Source organism: Pseudomonas sp. FFPRI_1, from assembly GCF_055384485.1.
In genome coordinates, this window is the sequence record NZ_AP029168.1 from 1,947,216 (window position 1) to 1,959,595 (window position 12,380).

General features: G+C 63.3%; 7 protein-coding genes. 5 read left to right on the forward strand and 2 right to left on the reverse strand.

Annotated features, from left to right (window positions below; all coding sequences use genetic code 11):
• The first annotated feature begins 91 nt into the window (after window positions 1-91).
• A complete protein-coding gene (locus tag ACZ5BO_RS08830; protein WP_464699281.1) occupies window positions 92-3,082 on the forward strand; it encodes a two-partner secretion domain-containing protein in 2,991 nt (996 codons plus the stop codon).
• 247 nt (window positions 3,083-3,329) lie between these two features.
• Window positions 3,330-6,218, forward strand: a complete 2,889-nt coding sequence (locus tag ACZ5BO_RS08835; RefSeq protein WP_464699283.1) for a two-partner secretion domain-containing protein — start codon at window positions 3,330-3,332, stop codon at window positions 6,216-6,218.
• Between the two features lie 323 nt (window positions 6,219-6,541).
• Here ACZ5BO_RS08835 and ACZ5BO_RS08840 read toward each other — a convergent pair whose 3' ends face one another.
• Window positions 6,542-7,330: an IclR family transcriptional regulator gene (locus ACZ5BO_RS08840; RefSeq protein WP_025127929.1), complete on the reverse strand. Its 789-nt coding sequence runs from the start codon at window positions 7,328-7,330 to the stop codon at window positions 6,542-6,544.
• A 175-nt stretch (window positions 7,331-7,505) separates the two neighbouring features.
• Entirely contained in the window at window positions 7,506-7,937 is a 432-nt protein-coding gene (locus ACZ5BO_RS08845; RefSeq protein ID WP_025127930.1) for a PaaI family thioesterase, read from the reverse strand.
• A 319-nt stretch (window positions 7,938-8,256) separates the two neighbouring features.
• Between ACZ5BO_RS08845 and ACZ5BO_RS08850 the strand changes: the two genes are divergently transcribed.
• The 3 genes from ACZ5BO_RS08850 to ACZ5BO_RS08860 all read left to right on the forward strand — a co-directional run bounded on the left by ACZ5BO_RS08850 (window position 8,257) and on the right by ACZ5BO_RS08860 (window position 12,364).
• A complete protein-coding gene (locus tag ACZ5BO_RS08850; RefSeq protein WP_464699285.1) occupies window positions 8,257-9,960 on the forward strand; it encodes a long-chain fatty acid--CoA ligase in 1,704 nt (567 codons plus the stop codon).
• An 87-nt stretch (window positions 9,961-10,047) separates the two neighbouring features.
• Complete coding sequence (locus ACZ5BO_RS08855; RefSeq protein ID WP_256244309.1) at window positions 10,048-11,364, forward strand: MFS transporter; 1,317 nt, start codon at window positions 10,048-10,050, stop codon at window positions 11,362-11,364.
• Between the two features lie 31 nt (window positions 11,365-11,395).
• Complete coding sequence (locus tag ACZ5BO_RS08860) at window positions 11,396-12,364, forward strand: NAD(P)H-dependent flavin oxidoreductase (protein ID WP_464699287.1); 969 nt, start codon at window positions 11,396-11,398, stop codon at window positions 12,362-12,364.
• The last annotated feature ends 16 nt before the right edge of the window (window positions 12,365-12,380 follow it).

Genomic DNA, 12,380 nt, shown 5'->3' on the forward strand with positions numbered 1-12,380 from the left:
TCGTTCAGTCTTGAAGGCCTAGCGAGCGCTTCAGCGGCAGTGCCGTGCTGTAAAGGTTTGCAGTACGTAGATAAATCGATATGGAGTTTTCATGAACAAGATCTATGCGTTGGTATGGAACCAGGCCCAGGGCTGCTGGAACGTCACTCACGAGGGCGCCCGGCGTCGGCGTACCGGTTCCGGCAAGGGCCTGGTGGTGGCGGTTGCCAGTCTCCTGGCGATGACCGGGTTGCCCTCGGCGTTTGCCTTGCCCACGGGAGGGGAGGTGGTGTCCGGCAGTGCGGACATCCTTGCCCAGGGCCCGAACATGTCGATCAATCAGCATACGGACAAGCTGATCACGAACTGGAATGACTTCAGTGTTCAGGCCAATCAATCGGTGACCTTCAATCAGCCCACCAGCACCTCGATTGCCCTGAACCGGGTCGTCGGCGTCAATGGCAGCCAGATTCATGGGCAGATCAATGCCAATGGCCGGGTGTTCCTGATCAACCCCAACGGGGTAGTGTTCGGCCAAGGCTCACAGGTCAATGTCGGTGGCCTGGTGGCTACGACCCGCGACATCAGCGATGCCGATTTCAAGGCCGGCAACTACCGGTTCACCGGCGACTCGGCGGCCGAGGTAGTCAACCAGGGCGCCATCACTGCCGCTGACGGTGGTGGCGTTGCGCTGCTCGGGGCCAAGGTGACCAACCAAGGCACGATCAATGCGCAGAACGGGCGTGTGGCGCTGGCCGCAGGCAATGGCTTCACCGTCAGCTTCGATGACAACCAACTGCTGGACCTGCACGTCGACAGCGCCGCGCTCAACGCGCTGGTGCACAACAGCGGCACCGGCCTGCTCAAGGCCGACGGCGGGCAGGTGCTGATGACCGCCAAGAGCGCAGGTTCGATGCTGCAGACCGTGGTCAACAACCAGGGCACCATCGAAGCCAATACCCTGTCGCAAAAAGCCGGCCGGATCACACTCGACGGTGGTGATGTAGGAGTGGTCAGCGTCGATGGTTCGCTGCAGGCCAACGCGCTAGGCGGCAAGGGCGATGGCGGGTTGATCGAGACCCGGGGCGCCACCACCCGGGTACAGCTGCCGACCAAGGTCGGCACTCAGTCCAGGGATGGCCGCACGGGCACCTGGAAGATCGCCAGCAACGAAGTCAAGGTGGGCTCCTTCTTCAACGCCAACAGCAACACCGTCCATGCCGACACCCTGTCGCGCAACCTGGCCACGACCAATATCGAACTGGCCAGTGGCAAGGGCGATGTAGCGGTGGAAAACGGGATGCGCTGGTCCAGCGGTAACCAGTTGACCCTCTCTTCGGCCAAAGACATTCGCCTGAATGATCGCCTGTCTGCCACTGGCGCCAATGCCCGGGTCGAACTCAACGCCCAGGGTGGTATCAAGCTCAACCGTCAACTGACGCTGAGCGGCAGCAACAGCAGCCTCGGGCTGAACCACGGTAGTGGGTTTGTCATGGGCCAGAATGGCGGCGTCACGCTGTCCGGCAACGGAGCGCGTTTCGACGCCAACGGTGAAGCCTACCGCGTCATTCAAGACACCACGCAGTTGCAGGCAATCGACCAGGACTTGGCCGGGCGCTACGTCCTCGGCAACTCCATCAACAGCAGCGCGCGCCTGACCTCCATCGGTGGCCAGCAGGCCTTCAGTGGCATCTTCGATGGCCTGGGCAACACCCTCAGCGGTTTGACGATCAACAGCAACGGCACCGATGGCGGGCTGTTCGCCAGCTCGTCCGGGAGCATCGGCAACCTCAAGCTGGCCTCGTTGACCATCAACGGTGCCATGCCGACCTCCGGTTCCAGTGCTGTCGGTGGCCTGGTCGGGCGCAACAGCGGGCGCATTGCCAACGTCAGCGCCAGCGATCTGCGGGTAAATGCCAAGAGCCGACAGGACAACGTGATCGGCGGGCTGGTGGGGATCAACTCCGGCGGTTCCATCGATAATGCGTCGATCACCGGTGTGGTGCTGGGCAATACCCTCACTTCGGCCGCCGGTGGCCTGGTGGGCGAGAACCGTCAGCTGGAGGGGAGTGGCGGCACCGTGACCAACAGCAGCGCCGATGTCCGGCTCACCGCCAGCATCGCCAGCAACGCCGAGGGTGGAGTGGGTGGGTTGGTGGGCATCAACCATCAAGGACTGATTGCCGACTCCTCCAGTGCGGGAGCGGTTTCCAGTGGTAACAGCTACAGCTACAAGGGCACCAACCTGGGCGGCCTGGTGGGTTACAACCAGGGCGGCCGTATCGAGCGCTCCCAGTCTTCGGCAACGGTATCCGGCACTGGCGCGAGCAACGCCGGAGGCCTGGTCGGTCGCAACGAATCGGGCCGGATCAGTGATTCGGTAGCCAGCGGCAGGTTGCAGGGCAACAGCTTTGCCACGGCCGGTGGCCTGGTGGGGCTGAACCACGACAGCGTGCTGCGCAACGTCAACGCCAGCGGCGCGGTGAATGCGGGGAACAGCCTGCACATCGGCGGCCTGGTGGGGCAGAACCTTGACAGTGACATCAGCCTTGCCGAAGCGTCCGGCCTGGTTCAGGGCGGTAGCAACAGCACTGTAGGTGGGCTGGTTGGTTCCAACGTTGGTGGGCTCATTGCCAACTCCCTGGCCTTGGGCAATGTCACTGGCAAGGATCAAAGCCATGTCGGCGGGCTCATCGGCTACAACGCCGGGGACCTGAAGTCGGTCGAGGCCCATGGTGATGTCAGTGGCGGTGCCAAGAGCGCGGTCGGTGGTCTGGTGGGTACTCATGGGATTGAGCAGGGTGACAGCCTCATCGACACCGCCTCGGCCAAGGGCAATGTTTCCGGGGGCAGCTACAGCGTGGTCGGTGGTCTGGTGGGGCAGAACAACGCGCGGATCGTCAACACGCTCGCCAGTGGCGAAGTCTCGGGCAACCAGTATGCACAACTGGGCGGCCTGGCGGGGGTAGACCTGGGTGACATTCGTCAATCGGCAGCCTTCGGCAACATCAAGGTAATAGCTCCGAACTACGCAAGCACGGGCTACGACCGCCCCCTGAATCAGCCAGCCAACCTCAACCAGGGCGAGCCGCGTAACTGGTGATCAACCCCTCTTGATACAAGGAAATGGCCACTGCCTTGGTATGCCGTGCGCGAGCACGGCATATCGAGGTTGGCCTGATTCAGGGCTGCCATGCAGCTTGTCCTGAGCGGCCCGAGGTAACGGGCGCAGTACATCGCTTGGGATTGTGCGAGCACTTAACCGCATTGCTGCCAGGGCGCTGTGCCCCAGCCGTGTTGTGCTGCTCTGCAAAGGTTTGCCGGGTATTGAGAATACGATAAGGAGCTTTATGAATAAGGTTTATGCGTTGGTCTGGAATCAGACACAGGGCTGTTGGAATGTGGCTCACGAAGGCGCGCGCCGGCGTCGGCGTTCGGGCTCGGGCAAAGGCCTGGTAGTGGCGGTCGCCAGTCTCCTGGCATTGGTCGGGATGCCTTTGGCGTTTGCCTTGCCCACCGGGGGGCAGGTGGTGTCCGGCAGTGCGGACATCCTTGCCCAGGGGCCGAACATGTCGATCAACCAGCATACGGACAAGCTGACCACGAACTGGAATGACTTCAGTGTTCAGGCCAATCAATCGGTGACCTTCAATCAGCCTTCCAGCACTTCGATTGCCTTGAACCGGGTGGTCGGTGTCAACGGCAGTAACATCCAGGGGCAGATCAATGCCAATGGCCAAGTGTTCCTGATCAACCCCAATGGCGTGGTGTTCGGCAATAAAGCTCAGGTCAATGTCGGTGGCCTGGTGGCTACGACCCGCGACATCAGCGATGCCGATTTCAAGGCCGGCCGCTACACGTTCTCCGGGACTGCGGCGACTGAAGTCGCCAACCTCGGTTCTATTACCGCGGCGGACGGTGGCAGTGTGGCTCTGCTGGGGGCGAAGGTTCGCAACGAAGGCACGATCAAGGCCCAGAACGGGCGCGTGGCCCTGGCTGCGGGCAACAGTTTCACCGTCAGCTTCGACAGCAACCAGTTGCTGGACTTGCACGTCGACAGCGCGGCGCTCAATGCACTGGTGAGTAACGGCGGCCTGCTCAAGGCCGACGGCGGCCAAGTGCTGATGACCGCCAAGAGCGCAGGTTCCATGCTGCAGACCGTGGTCAACAACCGGGGCACCATCGAAGCCAATACCCTGTCGCAAAAAGCCGGCCGGATCACCCTCGACGGTGGCGATGTGGGCGTGGTCAGCGTCGATGGTTCGTTGCAGGCCAGTGCGCTAGGCGGCGAGGGCGATGGCGGGGTGATCGAGACTCGGGGCGCCACCACCCGGGTACTGCTGCCGACCAAGGTCAACACTCAGTCCAGGGACGGCCGCACGGGCACCTGGAAGATCGCCAGCAACGACGTCAAGGTGGGCTCCTTCTTCAACGCCAACAGCAACACCGTCCATGCCGACACCCTGGCGCGCAACCTGGCCACGACCAATATCGAACTGGCCAGTGGCAAGGGCGATGTAGCGGTGGAGAACGGGCTGCGCTGGTCCAGCGGTAACCGGTTGGCCCTCTCCTCGGCCAAGGACATCCGTCTGGATGACCGCCTGTCTGCCAGTGGCGCCAATGCCCGAATCGAACTCAATGCCCAGGGTGAGATCAAGCTCAACCGTCAACTGACGCTGAGCGGCAGCAACAGCAGCCTCGGGCTGAACCACGGTAGTGGGTTTGTCATGGGCCAGAATGGCGGCGTCACGCTGTCCGGCAACGGAGCGCGCTTCGACGCCAACGGCGAAGCCTACCGGGTCATTCAAGACACCACGCAGTTGCGGGCAATCGACCAGAACCTGGCCGGTCGCTACGTCCTCGGCAACTCCATCAACAGCAGCGCGCACCTGACCTCCATCGGTGGCCAGCAGGCCTTCAGTGGCATCTTCGATGGCCTGGGCAACACCCTCAGCGGTTTGACGATCAACAGCAACGGCACCGATGGCGGGCTGTTCGCCAGCTCGTCCGGCAGCATCGGCAACCTCAAGCTGGCTTCGTTGACCATCAACGGCGCCAAGCCCACCTCCGGTTCCAGTGCTGTCGGTGGCCTGGTCGGGCGCAACAGCGGGCGCATTGCCAACGTCAGCGCCAGCGATCTGCAGGTGAATGCCCAGAGCCGGCAGGACAACCAGGTCGGCGGGCTGGTGGGGATCAACTCCGGCGGTTCCATCGATAATGCGTCGATCACCGGTGTAGTGCTGGGCAATACCCTCACTTCGGCAGCCGGTGGCCTGGTGGGCCTGAACACGGGCTCGGTGAGCCGGAGCAGCGCCGATGTCGATGTCAGGGGCACCATGAACAGCCACGCTCTGGTGGGTATAGGCGGATTGGTGGGGATCAACCAGAGCGGCTCGATCGCTAACTCTGCAAGCTCGGGAACGCTTGGGTTTGGCAGCATTCATGACTACGCCTACCGCAACCTGGGTGGCCTGGTGGGCATCAACCAGAACGGCACCATAGTGGGCTCCAACGCCTCGGGCTTGGTGTTTGGCGGGGCTGGCAACAACGTAGGAGGGTTGGTGGGTCTCAACAACTCCAGCTTGATCACCGACTCGTCAGCCAGCGGATTGGTGATTGGTCTGGTGCTTGATACCGCTGGTGGTCTGGTGGGGCTCAACCAGAACAGCGTTCTGCGCAACGTCAAGGCCAGTGGTGAGAACTATGGACAAAAGAGCTTCAACGTCGGCGGCCTGGTCGGCAAGAACGTGAACAGTGAAATCAGCGGTGCCGAAGCCTCGGGCATGGTCGCTGCGGTGGATTCCACCCATGTTGGCGGGCTCATTGGGCACAACACTGGCGGTATCACCCAATACGCCGAGGCACGAGGCGATGTATACGGCGGCTCCAACAGCCATGTGGGCGGTCTGGTCGGCTACAACGCGGGTGATCTGCGCTCGGTCTCGGCCAGCGGACGCGTCCGGGGCGAGAGTACCAGCGCTGTTGGCGGTCTGGTTGGCACCCATGCCAGTGGTCTCATCGATACGGCATCGGCCAAAGGCAGCGTCTATGGAGGCTTGCGTAGCAAGGTGGGTGGCCTGGTAGGCGAAAACAAATCCCGGGTCGTCAACTCACTCACCAGCAGTCACGTAAGTGGTGGTAGCTATGCCGTCCTTGGTGGTTTGGCGGGGGTCGACCGGGGAGAGATACGTCAGTCTTCGTCCTTCGGCAACATCAAGAGCGTGGCCGGTAACAGATGAGGAGCCCCCGCTAGTACCGGGTATGTGCAGGTTTCAGGGGCGTCAGGCCAATCCCTGACGCCCCCGGGATCTGTAGCTGCAAGGCGGCTATCGGCCAACAGGCCCCGCGCTGCGGACAAGCTCGAAGCGTCAAGGAACAACGCCGCTTTCTCTGCACGAGAAAGCGGCGTTGCCGAAGCGTTTGGTCTGATCCGGGGCCGCTATGGGGCCTGTTCTCTTTTCTGACGGCTGGAGGCAGTCAGCCGTTGCTGCATGGCATTTTTTTGGGTGTGTGTGAACCTCTCCCGGGCCTGATGTCCCGGGAGTCAAGGGCGCAGACCGCCTCAGACGCCGAGGCTTTCCAGGTCCCGGGCCAGCATCACCAACTGGTGGGCCAGGGAGCTTTCGAGTTTTTCGCTGGACAGCTGGAAGCTCGGGGCGCCGCAGGTCAGGGCCATGATGCTGCCATCAGCCAGGTGCAGCGGCACCCCAGCGCCGTTGACGTTGCGGTCCCACTCCCCCAGGGACAGGCAGAAGCCAAGGGACTCGTACTCGCGGAAGGAGTCTTCCAGGGACTTTTCCAGGGCTGGCCATTCATCGCCGATTTTCTTCGCCACTTCCCCGAGCAAATGGTCGCGCTCAAGTTTTGGTGTGGCAGCCAGGTAGGCGCGCCCCGCGGCGCTAGTGGCCAGGGGCAGGCGAACACCGGGTTCCATGCGCAGGCTGGCCACTTCGGGCGGGCGGCTACTGTCCACGTGAATCATCGACAGGCGATCGCGGCAGGTCAGGCTGACGGTGGTGTTGGTGCGGCGCGCGAACTCGTCCATCAAGGGTTTGCCAAGCTGGCGAACCCGCAGGCTGGCGGAGTAGGCGTAACCCAGGGCCAGCACCGCCGAGTCCAGCTGGTACTTCTCCAGGTCCTGGTTGTACTTGAGGTAACCCAGCTGCGTCAGGGTGTAGGTCAGGCGCGACACCGTGGGCTTGGGCAAGCCGGTGATCCGCGCGATGTCCTGGTTGCCGCGTACCGCATGGCCATGGGTAAAGGCCCGCAGCACTTCCAGGCCGCGGGCCAGGGCTTCGACGAACTTGCGGTCTTTGGGCGCTTGTTCCGGGCTGTCGTTCGGGTCGTGCATGGGGGCTTCCGGTAAGGGCTGGTGCCGGTCGCAATGCCAGTTGACCACACAGCGAGTTCTTGGACACAAAGAAAAAATGTTATCCCGGAACGGCCTGAATTGAAATCAAAGGTTCCCCTACGAAATTGAATTTCGCCCACTGTGCCCTGGGCCGCACCTGCCCGAGAGGCGGCCTTCAGCGGTTGTCGAGGCGCAGGCGACCGCGCTTGAACACCCCTTCGGCGCTGGCCAGCAGGCGATCGTCGGCGTCCAGCAGGTCACAGCTGGCCATGAAGATCTTCGCCCCGCCGCCACGCAGGCGCGCCACTGCGCGGACCTCGCTTCCCGGGGGGATCGCCGCCATGTAGTTGATGTTCAGCGACAGGGTCAGGGCCAGCCGCCATTGCTGCGGATCGGCATGCCAGGTGCCGCTCATGCCCATCGCGGTGTCCGCCAATGAGGCGATGACCCCGCCATGCAGATTGCCGGCCTGATTGAGGTGGTGCTGCTCAACGGTGACTGCGATAACGGTTTGCGCCTGCCGGTATTCCCGCAGGCTCAAGCCGAGATGGACCGCAAAACCGCTGAACAGACCTTGCAGGATCGGTGCATCAGGCACAGCACTCATAGGCGATGACTCTTGTGTCAGGCCCTGGTCGGTGTCGGGGTGAACGTAGGGGCCGTTACCAGGGCGCAGTGATTTTTCTGATTGTGTTTCGCAGGGGGTGTTCGACGTTGAAATGCAGGATGTCAGCGAATAATCTACCGGTCAATACGGAATCTTATTTCGCACAGCGAAATATAAGGATTGAAAAAAACATGGCCCATGGGGCAGGATCGACCCGGGGCCGATACCCGCTGGCGCAAGGTCTGGTCATTGGCGCAGGTGTCGAGTGCGCTTGTTCGCGGTTGTCCCCTTGATCAATCCAGGCCTCGAAGGAGTCTGCATGTCCACTACTCGCACTCAGCGTCCCCATCATCGCGTCTGGCCCAAGCGCTTGCCCCATGCCCTGACGGTGCCGGCCACCTCGTTGTGGTTCAACCTGGAGGTGGCGGCCCAGCGTTACCCGGACAAGGTGGCCTATCGGTTTTTCGGGCGGGCCCTGAGCTTCGCCGCCCTGCGGGCCGAGGCCCTGGCCCTGGCTGGCTGGTTGCAGAAGGTCGGCGTTGGGCCGGGGGATCGGGTGGCGCTGTACTTGCAGAACTGCCCGCAATTCATCGTTGCCTGCTATGCCATCCTGCGGGCCAACGCGGTGCTGGTGCCCGTCAACCCGATGAACAAGGTCGAGGAACTGGCCTATCAGCTTGGCGACGCCCAGGCGCAGGTGTTGATCTGCGCCGCGGACCTGGCGTCGACCGCCCAGGCCGCGAGTGCCGAGCTTGGCCCCGAAGGGTTGCTGCGCACGGTACTGGTGACCCGCTACAGCGATGCCATGCCGGCGCCGGCAGAGATGGACCCGCAAGAAGCCTCCAGCGTCGAGATCGATGCCTGGCTGCGCAGCGAGCCGCCGCTGCCCGAGGGCTACTGGTGCTGGCGGGAGGCACTCGGGCAAGCCCTGAGCCCCGGCGAGCACTGCGCCCAGGCCGACGACCTGGCCCTGCTGCAATACACCTCGGGCACCACCGGCCATCCCAAGGGCTGCATGCACAGCCACCGCAGCCTGATGAGCAACGCCGTCAGCGGCAGCTGGACCCAGTCCACCGTCGAGTCGGTGGGCCTGGGGGTGGTGCCGTTCTTCCATGTCACTGGCCTGGTGTGCTTTGTCCTGCGAGCGGTGTTCGACGCCACCAGCACGGTGATCATGCCGCGCTGGGACCGGGAACTGGCCGGGCGCCTGATTTCCCGCTATCGGGTGACCCACTGGACCTGCATCCCGACCATGGTCATCGATCTGTTCGGCAGCCCCAATTACCAGGACTTCGAACTCTCGAGCCTGGTGCACATCAACGGCGGTGGCGCGGCGATGCCCCAGGCGGTAGCGGAGCGCCTGCGCCAGGAGTTCGGCCTGACCTTCCTCGAAGGCTACGGGCTGACGGAAACCGCCGCCGCCAGCCATGGCAACCCTCCCGAACGGGCCAAGCTGCAATGCCTGGGCATGCCCTTCTTCGGGGTCGATTCACGGGTGGTCGATCCCCACACCCTGGAGGAACTGGAGCCTGGCCAGGTGGGTGAAATCATTACCTTTGGGCCGATGCTGTTCAAAGGTTACTGGCGCAATCCCGAGGCGACGGCCGCGGCCTTCGTCGAGTTCGAGGGCAAGCGCTTCTTGCGTACCGGCGACCTCGGCCACATGGACCAGGAGGGCTACTTTTTTCTCACCGATCGCCTCAAGCGGATGATCAACAGCAGCGGTTTCAAGGTCTGGCCGGCCGAGGTCGAGGCGTTGCTGTTCAAGCATCCGGCGGTGCATGAGGCCTGTGTCATCGCGGTCCGGGACGGTTATCGCGGGGAGTCGGTAAAAGCCCTGGTGGTGCTGCGCAGCGAGGCCGTGGGCCAGGTCCGCGCCGAAGACATCATCGACTGGTCGAAGCAGCACATGGCGGCCTACAAGGTGCCGCGGCTGCTGGAGTTCGTTGACAGCCTGCCCAAGTCCGGCTCAGGCAAAGTCATGTGGCGCGTGCTGCAGGACCGCGAGGCGAGCAATCACTGAATTTCGATTCCACTGACGCTGCACCCACCGACTCCGCCGGAGACGACAATGACTAGAAAAATAATAACGGTCCCAGATCCACATGCCTTGCACGACCCCGCCCAGGCACTCGATGCGCTCTACGCGAAGATACGCTGGCGCCTGCTGCCGCTGCTGATGACCTGCTACATGATCGCCTTTCTCGATCGGGTCAACATCGGCTATGCGCAACTGCAGATGAAACAGACCCTGCCTTTTGGCGATGCCGTGTATGGCCTGGGTGCCGGTATCTTCTTTATCGGCTACTTCCTCTTCGAGGTGCCGAGCAACCTCATGCTCAAGCGCAGCGGTGTGCGCAAGACCTTGCTGCGCATCATGTTCTGCTGGGGCGTGGTGGCCGCGGCGATGATGTTCGTCACCACACCGTTGCAGTTCTACATCCTGCGTTTCCTGCTGGGGGCCTTTGAGGCCGGGTTCTTTCCGGGGGTGATCCTGTACTTCACCTACTGGTTCCCGGCGCCGCGCCGGGGGCAGGTGATCGCCCTCTTCATGACCGCTGCGGCCGTCGCCGGGCTCATCGCCGGGCCGGTCTCTGGCAGCATTCTCAAGTACCTCAACGGCGTGGCCGGCTACCACGGCTGGCAGTGGATGTTCGTGCTCCAGGGCCTGCCGGCCAGCGTGCTCGGGGTGATGGCCTTCTTCTACCTGCCGGACTCCCCGGAGCAAGCCAAGTGGCTCAGCCCGCGCGACAAGCAGTTGCTGGACGCCGACATGGCCCAGGACCTGAAAAACGCCCGGGACAAATCCCAGGGCAGCCTGGGGCAGATGTTTCGCGACCCCAAGATCTACCTGCTGTCCATGGCCTATTTCATGTTCCTCGGGGCCACCTACATGCTGGTGTTCTGGATGCCGAGCCTGATCCAGGGCTGGGGCACCAAGGACCTGTTGCAGGTGGGGCTGATCACGGCGGTGCCCAACATCATCGGCATTGTCGGCATGGTGCTGATCGGCCTGCACTCCGATAAGCGCCGGGAGCGCCGCTGGCATTTCGTCGGTTGCATGGCCGTCGCGGCGTTCGGCCTGGCGATCATCACCCAGTTGAACGGCCATCTGCTGCTGTCAGTGGCCGCGCTGTGTGTGGCTTATGTGGGGATCAAGGCCGGAACGCCACTGTTCTTCGCCCTGGTCAGCGAATACCTGTCGGTAGCGGCCACCGCCGGCGGCATCGCCTTCATCAGCAGCCTGGGCAACCTCGGCCCGGCGGTGACGCCCTGGCTCAACGGGGTGATCAACAGCCACACCGGCGGGCATGTGTCCAGCATGTACCTGGGGATCGCGATGTACCTGCTGGCCGGGGTGCTGGTGCTGATCACCGCTCGTACCGCCAGAGCCGCCAAGCCCTTGGCGATCATGGCCCAGTCATGAAGTCCATTCGCCCTTGCACAGGAGCCAGGCCATGAGCTTGCCCGAGATACTTTCCCAGCGCCTGCGGTTGCCGGTGATGGCCGCGCCGCTGTTCATCATTTCCACCCCCGAACTGGTGATCGCCCAGTGCAAGGCCGGGATCATCGGCTCGTTTCCGGCGTTGAATGCCCGGCCGGCCGAGCGCTTGTCAGCATGGATCGAACAGATCACCCAGGCCCTGGCCGAGCACGACCGGCTGCACCCGGAGCGGCCCGCGGCGCCCTTTGCGGTGAACCAGATCGTCCATCGTTCCAATGACCGGCTCGAGCACGACATGGCCGTCTGTGTGCAGCACCAGGTGCCGATCATCATCACGTCCCTGGGCGCGCGACCGGAGATCAACCAGGCGGTGCACAGCTACGGCGGTATCGTCCTGCATGACGTGATCAACAACGGTTTTGCGCGCAAGGCCATCGACAAGGGCGCCGACGGCCTGATCGCCGTGGCGGCCGGTGCCGGAGGGCATGCGGGCAGCCAGTCGCCCTTTGCCCTGGTGCAGGAGATCCGCCAGTGGTTCGCCGGTCCGCTGCTGCTGTCCGGGGCCATCGCTTCGGGGCGGGCGATCCTCGCCGCCCAGGCCCTGGGGGCTGATCTTGCGTACATCGGCTCGGCCTTCATCGCCACCGAGGAAGCCAATGCGGTGCAGGGCTACAAGCAGATGATCTGCCAGTCGGGGGCTCAGGACATCGTCTACACCAACCTGATTACCGGGGTGCACGGCAACTACCTGAAAGCTTCCTTGGTGGCGGCCGGGCTGGACCCGGAGCGCCTGCCGGAAAGCGACCCGTCACAGATGAACTTCGGTTCGGACCGCCAACGGCCCAAGGCCTGGAAGGAGATCTGGGGCTGTGGCCAGGGAATTGGCGTGCTGGAGGGCGTAGCGCCCGCCGAGGCGTTGGTGGCCCGGCTCGAGCGCGAATACCGAGAGGCCTGCCAGGGGCTTCGCGCTACCTTGGGCTGAGGCGCCTGAGTGGTGC